Origin of the sequence: Sphaerisporangium viridialbum (assembly GCF_049674955.1) — a bacterium.
Classification (GTDB): Bacteria; Actinomycetota; Actinomycetes; order Streptosporangiales; family Streptosporangiaceae; genus Sphaerisporangium; species Sphaerisporangium viridialbum.
On the sequence record NZ_CP187232.1, the window covers coordinates 3,301,648 to 3,317,652 of the forward strand.

A 16,005-nucleotide genomic window follows, 5' to 3' on the forward strand; every position below is an offset into this window, starting at 1 on the left:
TTCTGGGGCGGTGATCCGGGCATTGATGCCAGAAGGACGGCCCCACCCTCCAATCTGTTGTCTTGTCCTATCCGGTCCGGCGGCGAGAATCGAGGTCGCGGTCACCGTGTGCCGTCTTCTGGGGGAGAAGAAGTACCGCTGCCGGTGCCGCCTCCCCGGCTGGCCTGGCGGAAAGCCCTGAACCTCGCTCCGGAATCGGAGTGGGGCTGCACGGGTTTCGCCGTCGGTGCGGCCGCGGGGGTGGAGGTCGGGGATGCCGCCGCCAGCGTCTGCCCGCGGTGGCGCTTGGGCAACCCGTGCGGTTCGCCGTCCGCAGGAGGCGCGGCGGCAGGGCGCGCGGGGCGCGGGGTGGACGGACTTGTCCGGCCCGGCTCCTCCAGGCGGGAGATCGGCGCGGACTGCACGATCAACTTCGGCGGGATCATGACCACCACTCCGGTCCCTCCGCGCGAGGACGGCCTGAAGGAGACCGTCAGGCCGTGCTTGCGAGCCAGGCAGCCCACCACGGCCAGGCCAAGCCGCGTACCGGACAGTGTGGTCAGGTCCAGCGGTTCGGAGGAGACGGCCATCTGGGCGCGGCTCAGCGCGGCGGCGCTCATGACGAGACCGCAGTCCTCGACAGTGATCACGATTCCCGCGCTTACCTCTTCCACGTACACGTGCACCTCCTCGGATGGAGGCGAGAACCTGGTGGCGTTGTCCATCAGTTCGGCGAGGGCGTGCATGACGCCTTCGGCGGCGTACCCGGCGACCGCGACGGTGCTGGCCGAGTGCACCCGCACCCGCTGGTAGGCGCTGATGCGACCCACCGCGCCACGCAGGATGCTCTCCATCACGATCGGCTTGGTCCAGCGCCGACCGGAGCGCGCGCCGGTCAGTACGGCGATGCTGTCCGCCAGACGGCCCGCCTGCGCGGTGCTGTGGTCCAACTTCAGCAGATCCCCGAGAACTTCCTCATTGTGTCGGTCCTCCATCTCTCGCAGATCGGCGAGCATGCTGGTCGCCAGCGCCTGAACTCGGCCCGCGGCGTTGGCGCAGGCCGACATCGCCGCCGCGCGCATGCGCTCTCCCTTGCCGACCTCCTGTGCCAGCGTCCACAGGACGCGCTGGTGGGTTCTGTCGGCGGGCTTCGGTATCTCGGAGAGCGCGGTGTCAGCCGACGCCCCATCGCGCAACCGGTTCACCAAAGCGGGAAGCGTGTAGTCGGCCAGCCGGGCGCTGTCCGCGTCCATCGCCGCGAGACGGTCTCGGAGCTGACGCGCTTGCTGTGTCCCGTATGCCGCGACCGTGGCGGCGACGCACAACAGGACGGCCGCGGCGCCGAGGCACCAAGCCACGAATGGCCGCTCCGTAGTCGGCACTTCGGCCACCGCCCACAGACACGCACCCCCCGTGATGATCACAGCGGCCGACAGCACGAGTAGGGCCTGACCTATCGGCGGGCGCCCCACCTGACGGCGAATAGGTATTTGTACTGACAAATCGGTTCCTCGTCGGCGGTTGGTGGCAGAGGGCGAGCCGCCCCGGGTTTGGTAGAGGCCGGGTTGCGTGGTTGTGCGACCTTCGAGCGGGAGTTCGCCATCGCCTTCGGGATCGCATCGGGCGTCGTAGCTCCAGGAGACTTCCAGGGCCGGTAATCCGGTAATACGGCCCGGGTAAGCTGCCGGGCCGGTGATCTTCGGCCTGGCGCTGCCGGATGTGCCGGGATCGGTGTCCCGCTTCGGAGGGGACCTCCGTTCCGATGGATGCAGGGTGGCTGAGAGCTTTTCAATCCGGCATACTCCACATGAAGCAAGATCCATTGTCAAATCCCGGTAGCTTGGGATCAAGGAGATCATTCATTTGGATACCGGTGCGCGTACTGACAGCCCAGGCCTGGCGGTGGCCAAGGGAATCGTGCGATACAACGGCCACGCTCTGCGGGAGCAGCTCACCCGGCAACGTGCGACCCGCTTGACGGACGTGCCGGTACGGACGAGGGAGGTCACCCGCGAATGGCTGACCGCCGTCATGTGCGGCGAGCACCCCGGAGGCGCGGTCGAGTCGTATGACCTGGAAGACGTGAGCAACGGCACGTCGAGCCGCTGGCGGGCGGCGGTCACCTACAACCAGGCCGGTCGCGACGCAGGCCTGCCCACAGCCGTCTTCGCCAAGACCAGCCGGAGCTGGACCCAGCGCCTCCTGCTGGGGATGGCCGACGTGCTGACGGGTGAGCCGGGGTTCTACAAGTACATCCGGCCCCATCTGGAGATCGAGGCGCCGCACGGCTACCACGGAGCCGTCGACCCGGCGTCAGGGCGCTCGATCGCGCTGATGGAGGACATCGTCGCCACCAAGAGCGTGACCTTCTGTACGCCTCAGACGCCCATCTCGCGCGAGGAGATGAAGGACCTGCTCGCCAGCATGGCGGTCTGGCATGGGCAGTACTGGAACAGTCCCGAGTTGGATCGCCACTCGTTCTTGCGGAAGACACCGCAAACGTTCATCGGCAACCTTGACAAGTTCGCCGGGCTGAAGAAGCGCGCCAGGGTCGGCGTCCAGCGCGCCAAGGCGGTGATGCCCGAAGCCATAGTGCACCTCCACGAGGACCTCTACCGAGCGCTCTGGCGTTCGCTGGAGTTGTCCGCGGAAGGCCCCCTGACCCTCCTGCACGGCGACTCGCACATCAGCAACTTCTACAAGACCCAGTCTGGCCGGATGGGGTTCGGCGACTGGCAGGTCGTCATGCGCGGCACCTGGGCCTACGACGTGTCGTACACGATCGCGACCGGACTGGCCGTGGAGGACCGGCGAAACTGGGAACGTGACCTGCTGGCCTTCTACCTGGAGCGGCTCAGCGCGGCCGGGGTCACGGCGCCGGACTTCGACGCCGCGTGGCTCGCCTACCGCCAGCAGATGTTCTGGTCCTACTTCGGCTGGCTGCTCTCCATCGGACGCAGCGCGATGCAGCCCAAGTTCCAGCCCGACTCGACCAGTCTCGGCATCCTGGAACGCGCGTCGAACGCCATCCTGGACTTGGACACGCTCGGCGCGGTGACCAGCACGAAGTCCGAGTAGGTCCGCCGCGGAAACCGCCTGGGCGGCGGAGGAGTCCAGGGAACCCTAGGTGGTGACTCCGGCTTCTGGAACGCCGGCGGGGGTGCGGCTCAGCGGCCGGCCCTCGGTGCGGGCCAGTTCGGCGAAGCGTTCGGCGTTGCGCACGGCCGCGCCGCCCGGGTCGTTGTTGAGGTAGACGTACACGTCGCATTCCCTGTCTACTTGGAGCAGCTCACCAGCGCGATCTACCTCGACAAGCGCGACGACCTCGACCGCTACCAGGCCGTCACGGGGCACCTGTGCATAGACGCCGTCCCGGTCTCCGACACCAAGAAGGCCCTGACCAGAATCTGCGGTCCAGGCACAGGTACGACGCCCGTCCCAGCTCGTGCTGGACCCGCAGGTTGTAGGCCTTCTCGTGCTCGCCCTTCCGCCACGGCGGCAGGGTCGTCGAGGAGGCCGTGTTGATGAGCTGGTCGATCTGTTCGCGAATGCCGTTGAGGTAGTCGGCGCCGCTCTCATGCCATTCGCCGTCGATCAGGAAGTACTGGCGGGCCTTGATGGCCAGGCGCGCCTCCAGCCAGCGGATGGCAGTAGTGCCTCCGAGCGTCCCGGTGCCGTCGCGGCCGTCGGACAGCTCGATGCGGCCCGCACGCAGCGCCGCCGTGGGGCGGTCCCGTTGAGGACGCGGCAGCGGTTCAGGATGTCCTCCGTCTCGAGGCTCCGCCTGCCCCGGACACACCCTGAACCGATCTTGATGTTGTACGACACGGTCTCGTCCAGCTTCGCGGCGAGGTCGACCGGTACGGCCAGGGCGAGGGGAACCTCGGTCTTTCCGCGCAGCCCTTCGTCGAGCATGGCGTCGAGGCGGCTGATGACGGCGGCGTCCCGCACCGGCTTGATCGCCTCGATGAAGGCGAAGCTCGGATGTGCCTCCATTTCACAGACCTTGATGATCTGCTGGTCGGCTGATGCTTTACATGATCACGACGAGGCTGACCAACCCAAGCTCTGCGCGGACTGGCCATCATGTCGCCCGGCGAGACTTCCGCTCATGCCGGACGTCCGTCAGTGCCCGTATGGGGATCTTCATGCGGACGCGTGCGCGATACCGTGCGGGCACGGATTCACGGCTACTCGGCGAGCGCCTGTTGGACGGCTTCGATCGCCGCTTGCCGGTCTGCGCCCAGTAGACGGGCGTGGCGCACGTATATGGCGGCCTGCTGGTGAAGCAGCCGTTGACGTTCACTGGCGGACAGGTGCGGAGGGTCGTCGGCCACTCGCGTCCCGCCGCCGCGCTTGGAGTGGACCAGCCCTGCCGACTCCAACTCGCGATAGGTGCGGGCCACAGTACCCACGGCAAGCCCGAGATCACCTGCCAACTGCCGCAATGGTGGCAGGCGATCCCCCGGGCCGATGACGCGGGAGCGGATCAGGTCAACGAGTTGCCGTCGGAGTTGCTCGTACGGTGGTGTGGGATCGTCGGCGGTGACGACGAGAGTCGGTCGAGGGTTCACGAGACCGCTTGAACCGCAGGTGAGCGGTGATGCGGGGTAAAGATCGCCGCAGCGCTCCAACCCAACAGAACCAGCCATGCCGGTATCAAGGCGATCAGTAGCCAGCCAGTCACGGTCCACGACACCGGCCGACAGGTGATCGAAAGCAGGCCGGCTGCTGTTACCAAGGAGACCCCGATCAACGGAATCGTGACCAGGACTCCACACGCACCCGTGACCGCGTTCGCCGCCCGCCGCCGAAGGACATCGTCGCTGACGATGCGACCAGAGGGGTTCTCGGGGCGTGGACGACGGACGATCTGCCGCAGCGCGAGAACGGCCGCGACGACGCCGACTAGCACCACGATCCCCAGCGGGAAGCTGTAGAACGACCCCGCCCATGGACCGTGGCCCTCTGCGCTCGTCGGGCTGCACCTGCGGAACAGACTCCGGCCGGCACGGCCGAGATCGTCAGGAGACCCTGCAGCGGTCGTTGCAAGCAGGAGCGCGACCAGTGCGCACGCCGCGGTAATCACGGCGCGGCTGAGCTGCCGCGGCAGGTAGTCACGCACCTGCCGAACCTCCACGACGGCCTGACGCGTCTGGCCATCCGATGCACGAACGCTGAACTCGCCGACGAGGACGCCCGCCAAAACGCACAAACCGAAAAGCGGAGCGGCGAGCATCAAGCCCCGGCCGAGAGCCCCCGACCCTACGGCAACACCGGTAACGAGTACCCCGGCTCCAACGCCGCCCCACCGCCACGCCGCGGTCGTCCGGATCACCCCGTCAGGGACACCGACGTCTGGGACGGACCGCGGCTTCGTTCGAGCCAGTAACGCGATCATCACGCCGATGAGCCCTGTTCCCGCCAGGAGTGCGACAACCAATTGACCGCCCACAACCCGCCTCCTTGTACCATCTGTTTGATACAACGCATTGTGAAGCGGAATGACCCTTGTGTCAAACAGTTGATACAGACGACAGGGCCAACGAGTTCAAACGGAGCGGCGGGCGTCCGACAGGGAACCCCATCGCTACAAGATCGGCGGTGAACCCGGCCGCATGACCTGCCGCATCGCGCAGGTGTTCCCACTAAGCCCGCCCGGTAAAGAGCCCGATGATGGGTCGCTATACGGACGTCCCAGAAAGCCTCTGATGAAGCGTCCCGAGCCAACGCGCCCTTCTGCCGCTGATCGGGCGGTCTCGGTGTAGGGCTTGGGGGCTCTCGTCACACCCACATCCAGCAGATGAATCACCCAACACTCACCGTGACCGCTAAACCGGGCTGCATCAAGACGGGGGATGGTAGGTCCTGCTCGTTGGCCACATCCGGCCGAGCCATCTCAAAAGGGATTAAGAGCGGCCCGGCTCGCCGGGCCGCTCTGGCCGCTGCACGGAGTCAATCTCGGCACCCTGCTCCGCCCGTGCGACGCCGTCGGCGCGTGACCGGCCGGGGGGCGCGGACGCGCTTGAAGGGGGAGGAGGGCCAGGAGATCCCGGCCCTCCTCGATCGATCAGGTCGATGGCGTCAGTGGGAGAACGCCTGGAACTCGGCGGCCCGGATCTGACCGGCGAGCGGGGCGGCGGTGGCGCAGTCGGTGGCGGAGTTGGGATCGTTGTCCTGCTCGCCCGCGTACAGCGGGTTGCCGGTGCACTGGCTGGACACCGTGCGCAGGATCAGGTGGGTGGCGAGGGTCCGCGGGACATCGAACGACTTGATGACCAGATCGGCGCCTCGCGGACGCGGGAGGCTGGTGGCGAACGCATCCTCAGGGCTGGTGTAGATCTTGGCGTAGTTCGCCGGGTTCGCGCAGTCGGTCCCAGAGGTCGTGTCACAGGCCAGCACCTCGAAGGCGCGTAGCGCGGTGAACCGGTTCTGGGAACCGGGGTCGGCGGGATCGTTGACGGCAGGCCGGAGCATGGCGCTGACCTGAACCCTGCGGATCTGAGCGGCCTTGGTGCCCGCCAGATCGACCATGACGGCCCGGCCGGCGACCGGAGCGGTGAGCGATGCCCAGTTCGTTGCCTCCGTCTCGTCGATCAGCTTGTCCTGGTTCACCCCGTCGCCGGTCGCCGTCGCGCCCGCCGCGGCCGAGGCGTGGTTGCGGAACATCTGCACGGGAAGGTCTCTGATCTGGTCCTTCTTCAGCGTGAACTCGAACCTCTTGTGCCCGAACCCTGGGGCCACCGCGACGAAGGAGTAGGTTCCCGGCACGATCTGGAAGGTCGCGCCGAGCTCGGTGGCCGGGTCCGTGTCCGCGATCGGGACCGCACGGGCCTCGTAGTCGCCCACGTACAGGCGGACGGGCGCGTCGGCGGCTTCGCCCGCGGGGTGCAGGGTCACCGTCGCGTTGCCGCCATGCGGAGAGGCGAAGCCGGGCTTGGGGTCGGGATCGTTGGTCCCGTTGCTGGCCGCTGCCGCGCCGAGGCCGTGCTCGGCGAACGCCCTCCACATGATGTCCTGGTTCGCACCGCCGAAGCGGATCCTGTCCGCCGCGAGCATCGCGTCCCTCATGTCCACCATGCTGAGGTTGCCCGCGGTCGTGAGCAGGAAGGCGTCGAAGTGCAGCTGGATCCACCGCCGGTTGCCCGGGCAGTCGTCGAGCGGCTTCCGGCCCTCGGCGCAGGCCCGCTGATCCTTGGCCGAGCCCTTGCCGTACCTGTTGATGAAGGCGTCCCGCACGTCGAACTGGGTCGCCGACCAGATCTCACCGTCGGCGTGCACCTGCTGTCCGACCAGGTCGTAGGCGATGTCGCTGTAGTTCAGCGGCGACTTCGACATGTCGTAGTTGCGGATGCCCCGCTCCGCGTCGCCGGTGACGTAGCCGCCGGTCACGTACGGCGTGTCGCCACGCGGGCGGTAACCGTTCTCGAAGAGGTACTCCATGGCGAACAGGTCGGAGATGCTCTCGCCCATCGCGCCGGCCTGGGCCCCGCTGAGCCCCGAGTTCGGCCCGGCCACCATGCGGTTCGAGATGGCATGGGTGTACTCGTGCCCGATTACCGACATGTCGTAGTCACCGTCGACGCACGGCGCGTAGAACGCCCCGGCCTGCGGCTGCCACAGGTACATGTTCGAGATGGGGGCGACGCCATCCCCAGGGGTGATCTGGTTGGCGTTGTTGCGGATCGACAGGACCCTGGCACCGGCCTGGGCGTTGCCCCGCTCCGGGTCGCCGCCGAGCCCGCCGCGCTCACCGTTGCTCACCTGCATGTTCCAGGCGGTCTCGGTGAAGCCCAGGCGGTACGACCAGTCGTGCATGCGGTTGTGCATCGCGTGCAGGTTGCTGATCGCCGCCTCGAGGTCGGCCTCGCCCGGTTGGTCGAACGCTGCCGGGTCACACTTGGCGTTGAACCACTGGTTCTGCCACGGGAAGTTGTAGTTGCGGCTCGAGGTGATCACGTTGCTGCGAGTACCGACCGATCCGGAAGAACCGCTGGCGCGGTTCTCGACCGTGCGCGCCGCGTTGCCGAAGCTCGTGTACGTCGGCGTGTCCGTGGTGTGATCGATGTCCCAGGCCTTGCCGGCGGCCGGGTCGCCGGCGACGACGGGGTCGCACCCCGGCCCGGGGGTGAAACACCATTTCTGCCGCGTGTCGGTGGAGGAGTAGTCCGCCGGGGGATTGGCCGGGAAGGCCGACCATGTCGGATTCTCCGGGTCGAAGTGATCGACCAGGTTCTCCGTGATCAGGATGTCACCGCTGACCGCGTCGACGTAGGTGGTGTAGGCCGCCGGCTCCTCCTCCTGCCCCAGCTCGATCAGCGTGACCTGGAAGGCGCGGTGCACGCCGTCAGCGGCGGGTACCGCGACCTCCTCCACCTGCTTGGTCGAGGCGGCGCTGAGGTCGATCTCCGCGTCGCGTGCGGCGATCTCCAGTGCCTGCTGCTCCGTGATGACCGCGGCCGGCGGTGCGCTCGTGGCCCGTGACAGCGTCGAGGAGGCGTGCAGGACCTTGCCGTCGGTCACGCCGACCGCCACCAGGCCGTCGTAGCCGGCGGGCAGGCCGCCGAACTTCTGCCGCAGGAGCACGGCATACCCCTTGCCGATCGGATTGACCGCGACCGTCTCCAGCGCGTCGACGGCTTCGGCCTGCAGGCCGAAGAGGTCTGTGCTGGCCTTCAGATAGGCACGGGCGGCCTGTACGGGATCGGCGGCAAGCCCTACGGCGAGCGGCTCTTCCGAGGCGACGAGTGCGGGAGTGCCGAGGTCATTCCATCGGAGGGTCCCCTTGGCCGGTGTTTTGGCGGAGCGCGGGGGTGCTACTCGGCCCTTCCTGTTGTCCTTATCCGGTTTGCCGTGTCCATCGCCGTGGACGACCGGGAGTTTCCTCGGCTCACGACGCTGCTCGCCTTGGGCGACCCCGGCGAAGGAAAGGGCGAGCGAGGCTGCGGCAACCGCAGTGACGATGATGCGTAATGGCGGAAGAGACGACGACACGCTGCTTGCCTCCTGAACTGGGAGACGTGGCTCCGTTGGCCGCGTCCCACCTGATGAGACAGTGGTAACACCACCCAGCAAGCGTGACAAGATCTTGTAAAGTCGTAAAAATAGGCATATATAGGACCGTGCGTCGCTCCACCCGAGCGCCTCATCAACCGCAGTGGCAGGCGGCCGGTCGGAGCCAGGTACAGCAGGGTGATCGTGGATGTCATCCAGGCCTGCCGTTGCCACTGGAGCATCCCGAGGCAGGAGCCGGCGGTGAGCCCGCCCCCGAGGCCCGTCGCCCGGGATCCGATCAGAGGTCCTCGTCCTCGGGGATGTCCGACGGGGTACGGCTCACCGGCCAGCCCTTGGCGCGGGCCAGTTCGGCGAAGCGTACGGCGTTGCGCACGGCCGCGCCGCCCGGATCGTTGTTGAAGTAGACGTACACGTCGCACCCCGTGTCCCAGGCCTCGCCGATGCGGTGCAGCCAGGACCGCAGCGACGCGTCGCCGTACGAGGGCCACGGGCTGGCGCGGCCCTGGTGGAAGCGCATGTAGCCCCATCCGGCGGTCCGCCACAGGGCACTGCGCGGCCGGCCGAGGACGTCCGCCCAGCACAGGGTGGCACCGTGCGACGTGAGCACGTCCCGGACGGTGTCGGTCCACCAGGAGGGGTGCCGCGGCTCAACGGCCACGCGCACGTGGCGGGGGAAGCAGCGCAGGCACGCGTCGAGCCGGTCGGGATCCGCCCGCAGGGTCGGCGGGAGCTGGAGCAGGGTGGGCCCGAGCTTCGGCCCGAGGCCCTCCGCCGCGCCCATCAGCCGCTGGACCGGCTCCTCGGGATCCTTCAGCCGCTTGATGTGGGTCAGGAAGCGGCTGGCCTTGACCGCCATGACGAAGTGGTCCGGGGTCCGCTCGCGCCAGCTCTCGAACGTCTCGCGGGGCGGCAGCCGGTAGAAGGCGTTGTTGTTCTCCACCGTGTCGAAGCACTCGGCGTACCGCTCCAGCCACACGCGCTGCGGAAGCCCGGGGGGGTACAGAACCCCCCGCCAGTGGATGTACTGCCACCCGGACGTTCCCACGAGCAACATGAGAGCTCAGCCCCCCGACCCCATGTCCACAGCCTGCCTACCGCCAGGCATGCCCCCTCGGGCGCCCGTCACACCGGGTCCCCGGGCCCCGGGTCCGCGTGACCTCCGCGCGACGACACCATGATCGGCGCCGTGCCCGGTGGCAATATCCTCAGGGCGCTTGACACGATCCGGGGCTGACGATGATCGTGTCGTGACCGACAGAAGCGAGGGACAGTGGTGGCTGACAACAAGCCTGCGGACGAGGCGACCGCCGGGCCCGATGACCGGCTCGCCCGGCTCAGCGCGGACTTCTTCCAGGTGAAGCACGCGGCCGACCCGTTCAGCGCCACGCTGCTCGGCGTCTCGGGCTTCGACGGCCTGGTGCCGGACCCGAGCCGCGCCGGCACCGCCGCCGAGGCCGCGAAGGTGGCCGACATCGAGCGGCGGCTGGACGACATCGACCCCGCCGGCCTGAACCCGGCCGACCGGATCAACCACGCGGTGCTGGGCAGCCTCGCCTGGGGCGTGCGCTCCGATCTTGAGCACGCGCAGTGGGAGACGGGAGCGTCCGCGTCCGGCTACTCCTCGCCGCAGGCGATGATGTTCATGGCGGTCCCCGCCGCGTCCCTCACCGACGCCGAGGCCGTCGAGCGGTACATCCAGCGGCTGAGCGCCCTGCCTCCGTTCCTCGACGCGGTCCTCGACCGCCACCGGCTGGCCAAGGCGGACGGGCGCGTCCCGACCCGCGTCGGGGTCGGCCAGGCCATCGACCAGCTCAACGGGCACCTCTCGCTGAGCCTGGCCGACGACACCTTCGTCAGCCCGCCGCTGCCGGGCGACGTCGACGAGGCCCGGGTCAGGGCCCGCGTGTCCGAGATCGTGACGGGGTCCGTCCGCCCGGCGCTGCGGCGCCTGCTCGCGGGCCTGGAGGAAGAGCTGCTGCCCGTGGCCCGTCCCGACGACCGGGTGGGCATCAAATTCGTCCCTGGAGGCGAGGACGGCTACCGCAACGCGGTCCGGCGGCACACCACCACCGACCTCACTCCGGACGAGATTCACCAGATCGGCCTCGACTGCCTGGCGGACCTGCGGGAGCAGTGGGCCGAGCTGGGCGGCCGGGCGCTCGGCACGAGCGACGTGGGGGAGATCCTCTCCCGGCTGCGGGACGACCGCTCCCTGCGGTTCAGTGCCGGATCCGAGATCGTCGACATGGTCTCCGACGCCCTGCGCCGCGCGGAGGAGGCCCGCGACGACTGGTTCCCCGCGTACGACATCGCCGGCTGCGTCATCGAGGAGATCAACCCGATCGAGGCGGGCAGCGCCGCGCTCGCGCACTACCGGCCGCCGGCGGGCGACGGATCGCGTCCCGGCGCCCACTGCGTGCTGACGACCGACCCGCAGGAGCGGTTCGTCTACGAGTACGAGGCGCTGGCGTTCCACGAGAGCTCGCCCGGGCACCACCTGCAGATCGCCTCCGCGCAGAAGCTGACGGACCTGCCGGAGTACCGGCGCTACCTGGACGCCGAGGTGTGCGGCTACGTCGAGGGCTGGGGCCTGTACAGCGAGCGGCTGGCCGACGAGATGGGCCTCTACACCTCCGACATATCGCGATTTGGGATGCTCTCGTTCGACGCGCTGCGGGCCTGCCGCCTGGTGGTCGACACCGGCATACACCACCTAGGCTGGTCGCGGCAGCAGGCGATGCGGTTCATGTGGGACAACACCGCCACCACGCAGGCCAACGTCCGCAACGAGATCGACCGGTACATCTCCTGGCCGGGCCAGGCGCTGGCGTACATGATCGGCCGTCGCGAGATCGGCCGCCTGCGCACCCTCGCCCAGGACCGCCTCGGATCCCGGTTCGACATCCGGGCCTTCCACGGGACGGTGCTCGGTAACGGCGCGGTGCCGCTCGGCGTCCTCGAACAGATCGTGACCGCCTGGATCGGCACGGTGCCCGCCTGACCTTCCACCGGCGACGTCGGCGGACATGGACGAGGTCGTGCCTCATCGCGTGTCCGCGGACATGTCAATCTCCGGTGGGTGGTGCGGAGTCCGGCCCTTCGGTGGGGCGCTGCCGCGTCTCACCGATCCATTCCGCGACGCGGTGGAGCAGGGTGGTGGCGACCGGGAGCGGCCGATCGGAGAGCACGGTCGCGTGGAAGGCGTGCGGCATGCCCTCGTAGACGTCGAGGGAGACCGTCCCTCCGGCGGCGGAGACGGCCTCGGCGAACCGGCGCGCGTCGTCGAGCAGCACCTCCTTCGAGCCCACCGCCAGCAGCAGCGGCGGCAGCCCGTCCAGCCGGCCGTGCAGGGGGGACTGAGGAGCCTGATCCGGCCGCGCGCCGGCCAGGTACTGGGTGGCGACGTGCTCGAGCACGGCCCGGCTCACGACATCCTCGCCGTCGTTGGCCTCGATGGAAGGGCTGGACAGGGTGAGATCGGTCTGCGGGGAGATGGCCAGCGCCGCCTGGGGGAGGGGGACTCCGGCCTCCTTGAGTACGAGCAGCGCGGACAGCGCCAGCGTGGCGCCGGCGGACTCACCGGACAGGATGATCCGTGAGGCGGGCACGTTCTGGTCGAGCAGGCTCCGGTAGACGGCCACGACGTCGTCCAGCGCGGCGGGATACCGGTGGGCGGGGGCGAGCCGGTAGTCCACACAGAGGACGGGGCGGCCGGTCACCCGCGACAGCCGGTACGCCATGATCTGTTCGAGCTCGGGGTCGGTGAACTGGAATCCACCCCCGTGGACGTAGATCGTCACGCCCGTCTCGGCCGCCGGGTAGTGGGGCGCGGTGACCCAGGAGCCCGCGACGCCGCCGGTGTCCGGCAGGACGGGCGTGAGGTCGGCGTCGGCGGGCAGGCGGGGACGGTGAGTCCGCATGGCGCCCATCTCCGCCAGAACCGCCGAGCTCTCCTCGGCCGTGGCCCGGATGTGGGTGAGGTTCACAGGGCGCGGCGCGTCGAGGGGGGTGAGGGCGATCACGGGGATGACCCGGCCCGCCCTCGCCTGGTAGGCGGACCATCCTGGGTCCGCCTCGGCCGCGCGGGCGAAGAGCAGGTCTCGTTCCTCGCCTTCCAGGACGGCCGCCTCGGCCTCGTAGGTCCTCTGCCCGTCCTCTACGGTGACGCGCGGGTTCGCGAGAAGGTTGTGGTACCAGGCGGGGTTGGCCGGGGCGCCCCCGGCGGAGGCGATGACGAGCGTCCGCCCGCCGTCCGGCAGGCAGGCGAGCGGCGTGACATGCCGTACGCCGGTCCGTGCTCCGGTGGTCGTCAGGAGGAGCAGCCGGGCTCCTTCGAAAGGTCCGCCCACCTTTCCTCGGTTGGCGCGGAACTCCTGGATGATCTGCTGGTTGAAGTCGCTGGGCATGCTCTTCTCGCTCCTGGGCGTGGAAGGTCCGCGCACGTACGCGGAGGTGGGGGTACGACTGCGATTCGGGTGGCGCGAAGCCGTCGCACGCCGATCCGGCCCGGGTGGGAAGAGCTCGATGGGCACGCGTGACGGCGGACCTCGGCGGGTCACCGATCCGTCGGATGACGAGACGCGTCACTGATCGTCTCGGGAAGGGCTCGCGTGCGAACGTGGCGCTCGGCACCACGGGGCGCGGGGGCGACGCGAAGGCGTCTACGCGGTCAGGCGCGGCCTGTGAAGTGTGAACTCACGACATCATCCCCCTGCTTGGCTGCCTCCATGCCGTCGTCGTCCTCCCGGCCGACGGCACGCGACATGCGGATCATTACAGTTCCACGCCCCCGGCGATGTCAAGCCCTCTCGCACGCGCTTGTGATGGCCTCACGTCCGCCGAGGACCATGTCGCCGGCGAATCGCGGCTATCGCAGCCAGCGCCAGCGGGGGGAGGACTGCTTGCACTGGTACCGCTTTCCGGTCACCTTGGCGATGCCGACCTTGCCGTGTGCGGCGGCCGAGCAGAACGCCCCGGGAGTCACGCACTCCCAGTGCTGGCCCACCTGGTGGACACGGCACACGGCGGCGTCGGCCGTACCTGCGGCGACGGGGGCGACGAGCAGGCCGCCGGCGAGGACGGTGGCGGAGAGAATGGCGCGGAGGCGCAAGATGGCTCCCTTGCGGTGGAAGTGGGACAAAGGGGAGACGTGTTGCGCCTGAGGCCGGTTGTCTCCCTGTCCGCATCCGGACAGCAGAGCCGCACGGCCACCGCTCGCCCACCTTGCCGCGCAGGCTCTGCCGATGACGCCGTCAGATCTCCAGGAGGAGTGACGCTGTCGAATCTCCGGCAGAGTGACCCGGCAGAGTGACCCGGCAGAGTGACGCGGTCAGACGCCGGCGAGGGCGTCGAGAAGCATGCCGGCGGTTTCGACGTCCTCGCTCAGGGAGCGGTCCTCGGTGCGAGGGTCGAGCCGGGGGGCCGCCGCCGCGAAGGCTGTGCCGATGGGTGTGGACGGGTCGGGGGTGATGCCGCGCCGGCGTAGCGCCCGCACCACCGTCACGAGCTCGCAGGCCAGCACCAGCCGATAGGCGGTGGCCGCCTGGAGCGTCTGCCGCGCCGACTGGGCCGCGAAGCTCGCGTGCTCCTCCACGCCCCGCGACAGCACGGCGTGGCCGAGCGCGGCCGGGTACGCGGCGTTGCGCAGCTGGGCCAGCGCGGAGCTCGCGGAGTACTCAAGGATCATCACGCCCGAGCTCGCGGCGGCGCCCTCGGCGAGGAAGGGACGCAGCCCCGTGAACGCGGGCTCCACCAGGGTGGCGAGGCGGGCGGCCGACAGGTGCGCGGTGTGGAGCAGCGCCACCCTCAGATGGTCGAGCGTGAGACCGAGGGTCGCCTGGTGGAAGCCCCCGTGGTGGTGGACCGTGCCGGTGCCGGCGGAGATCAGCGGGTTCTCAGAAGCCGAGTTGATCTCGACGTCCAGGACGCGTTCGAGGGCGGTCGCGGCCTCGACGACGGGGCCGTGGACCTGCGGGAAGCAGCGGTAACCGAAGGGGTCCTGCACCCGGGGCGTGGGCACCGCCCGCTCGTCGCCGAGTGACGGTGAAGCCGCCACGCGCGACTCTCGCGGACCACTGTGGCCTGCTCCCGCCTCTGCTTCCACACCCGCTGTCTCTGCCACCACTGTTCCCGGCCCGCCCAGCAGGCGGCGCATCTCGGTGGCCACCGCGATGTTGCCGGGGTGGGGGCGGCCGGCGTGTACCTGGGTGTCGTACGGCTCTCTGCTTCCGTCGACCGCGAGCAGGGACAGGGCGGTGACCACCTGGGTGGCCCGCAGCAGGGTCGTGATCTCCGACCAGCCGAGCACGGCCTGGCCGATGGTCAGGGCGCTGCTGCTGCAGAAGGCCAGCGCGTCCCCGGTCTCCAGCCTGATCGGTTCGGGCGGGGCCGCGTGGCCGCCGGTCCACGGGCGCTCGCCGATGAGGGTGAGCCCGGCCTCTGCCAGCGCGGTGAGGTCTCCTGTGCCGATCGCCCCGATCTCGTGGATCTCGGGTAAGTGCCCGGAGTTGAGCGCCTGGGCCAGCGCCTCGGCGAAGACGGGCTGGAGCCCGGCGCCACCGGCCAGGATCTGGTTCGCGCGGACGGCGAGCATCGCGCGTACCTGGGAAGCCGGCACGAGCGGGCCGATTCCGCCGGCGTGGCTGCGCAGCAGGCGGAGCCCGTGGGTGTCGCTGTCGGCGGCCTCGACGTCTTCGGTGCGGTTGGCGCCGACCCCGGTGTTACGCCCGTAGACGGGCCGTCGTTCGGCGAGCTCCGCGGCGGCCTTGTGGGCGGCGGCGGCGCGGTCGAGCCCTTCGGTGGCAAGGGAGACCGGGGCATCGGCGCATGCGATGTCCGTGATGTCCGCCGGACGGGTTCGGGTCCCGTCCAGGGTGATCGTCCGCGACGTCATCAGAGAGCCCCTTATCAAGCACTTTACTCGGCATTTCGCCCGGAGCCATTGACATGAACGTATGCAGCGACAATCCTGCATGAAATTATGCATTCGGAGCAAGAGACTGAAAGCACCGA

13 protein-coding genes are annotated in these 16,005 nt (G+C 69.2%); 2 read left to right on the top strand and 11 right to left on the bottom strand.

Translation table 11 applies throughout. The annotated features are described in order from the left end of the window. Window positions 1-101: 101 nt before the first annotated feature. Complete coding sequence (locus ACOZ38_RS14560) at window positions 102-1,232, bottom strand: sensor histidine kinase (RefSeq protein ID WP_424531133.1); 1,131 nt, start codon at window positions 1,230-1,232, stop codon at window positions 102-104. Window positions 1,233-1,842: 610 nt separating this feature from the next. Here ACOZ38_RS14560 and ACOZ38_RS14565 point away from each other — a divergent pair. Continuing rightward, window positions 1,843-3,057 (top strand): phosphotransferase, encoded by a 1,215-nt coding sequence (locus ACOZ38_RS14565; protein WP_424531135.1) that lies wholly within the window; start codon window positions 1,843-1,845, stop codon window positions 3,055-3,057. 45 nt (window positions 3,058-3,102) lie between these two features. Here ACOZ38_RS14565 and ACOZ38_RS14570 read toward each other — a convergent pair whose 3' ends face one another. From ACOZ38_RS14570 to ACOZ38_RS14600, 7 genes are all read right to left on the bottom strand, one after another. Beyond that, window positions 3,103-3,333, bottom strand: coding sequence for a hypothetical protein (locus ACOZ38_RS14570; RefSeq protein ID WP_424531137.1), 231 nt, complete (start codon window positions 3,331-3,333; stop codon window positions 3,103-3,105). After that, window positions 3,323-3,679, bottom strand: coding sequence for a TIGR04141 family sporadically distributed protein (locus ACOZ38_RS14575; RefSeq protein ID WP_424537006.1), 357 nt, complete (start codon window positions 3,677-3,679; stop codon window positions 3,323-3,325). Before ACOZ38_RS14575 ends, ACOZ38_RS14570 begins: the two co-directional genes overlap by 11 nt. Then, a complete protein-coding gene (locus ACOZ38_RS14580; protein ID WP_424537007.1) occupies window positions 3,574-3,993 on the bottom strand; it encodes a DUF6119 family protein in 420 nt (139 codons plus the stop codon). The genes ACOZ38_RS14575 and ACOZ38_RS14580 overlap by 106 nt, the downstream gene beginning before the upstream one ends. A gap of 176 nt (window positions 3,994-4,169) precedes the next feature. After that, entirely contained in the window at window positions 4,170-4,631 is a 462-nt protein-coding gene (locus tag ACOZ38_RS14585) for a GntR family transcriptional regulator (protein WP_424537008.1), read from the bottom strand. Continuing rightward, window positions 4,550-5,221 carry a hypothetical protein gene (locus ACOZ38_RS14590; protein WP_424537211.1) on the bottom strand — a complete coding sequence of 224 codons (672 nt, stop codon included), beginning with the start codon at window positions 5,219-5,221 and terminating at the stop codon, window positions 4,550-4,552. The genes ACOZ38_RS14585 and ACOZ38_RS14590 overlap by 82 nt, the downstream gene beginning before the upstream one ends. An 842-nt stretch (window positions 5,222-6,063) precedes the next feature. Beyond that, window positions 6,064-8,973 carry a M36 family metallopeptidase gene (locus ACOZ38_RS14595; protein ID WP_424531139.1) on the bottom strand — a complete coding sequence of 970 codons (2,910 nt, stop codon included), beginning with the start codon at window positions 8,971-8,973 and terminating at the stop codon, window positions 6,064-6,066. Window positions 8,974-9,271: 298 nt separating this feature from the next. Continuing rightward, entirely contained in the window at window positions 9,272-10,048 is a 777-nt protein-coding gene (locus ACOZ38_RS14600; RefSeq protein WP_424531140.1) for a DUF72 domain-containing protein, read from the bottom strand. 219 nt (window positions 10,049-10,267) lie between these two features. Between ACOZ38_RS14600 and ACOZ38_RS14605 the strand changes: the two genes are divergently transcribed. After that, on the top strand, window positions 10,268-11,995 hold the full coding sequence (locus ACOZ38_RS14605; protein WP_424531141.1) for a DUF885 domain-containing protein: 1,728 nt from the start codon (window positions 10,268-10,270) through the stop codon (window positions 11,993-11,995). Between the two features lie 64 nt (window positions 11,996-12,059). On the opposite strand, the gene ACOZ38_RS14610 is transcribed toward ACOZ38_RS14605, so the two are convergent. The 3 genes from ACOZ38_RS14610 to ACOZ38_RS14620 form a co-directional block, all read right to left on the bottom strand. Then, window positions 12,060-13,400: a nitroreductase/quinone reductase family protein gene (locus ACOZ38_RS14610; protein WP_424531142.1), complete on the bottom strand. Its 1,341-nt coding sequence runs from the start codon at window positions 13,398-13,400 to the stop codon at window positions 12,060-12,062. A gap of 461 nt (window positions 13,401-13,861) precedes the next feature. Further along, entirely contained in the window at window positions 13,862-14,104 is a 243-nt protein-coding gene (locus tag ACOZ38_RS14615; RefSeq protein WP_424531144.1) for a hypothetical protein, read from the bottom strand. Between the two features lie 219 nt (window positions 14,105-14,323). Next, on the bottom strand, window positions 14,324-15,886 hold the full coding sequence (locus ACOZ38_RS14620; RefSeq protein WP_424531146.1) for an aromatic amino acid ammonia-lyase: 1,563 nt from the start codon (window positions 15,884-15,886) through the stop codon (window positions 14,324-14,326). Between the last annotated feature and the right edge of the window lie 119 nt (window positions 15,887-16,005).

Bases quoted from the DNA above. Each gene is read 5' to 3' on its own strand.
- ACOZ38_RS14600 (WP_424531140.1), bottom strand. From the start codon at position 10,048: ATGTTGCTCGTGGGAACGTCCGGGTGGCAGTACATCCACTGGCGGGGG.
- ACOZ38_RS14620 (WP_424531146.1), bottom strand. From the start codon at position 15,886: ATGACGTCGCGGACGATCACCCTGGACGGGACCCGAACCCGTCCGGCG.
- ACOZ38_RS14610 (WP_424531142.1), bottom strand. From the start codon at position 13,400: ATGCCCAGCGACTTCAACCAGCAGATCATCCAGGAGTTCCGCGCCAAC.
- ACOZ38_RS14560 (WP_424531133.1), bottom strand. From the start codon at position 1,232: ATGGACGCGGACAGCGCCCGGCTGGCCGACTACACGCTTCCCGCTTTG.
- ACOZ38_RS14585 (WP_424537008.1), bottom strand. From the start codon at position 4,631: ATGGCTGGTTCTGTTGGGTTGGAGCGCTGCGGCGATCTTTACCCCGCA.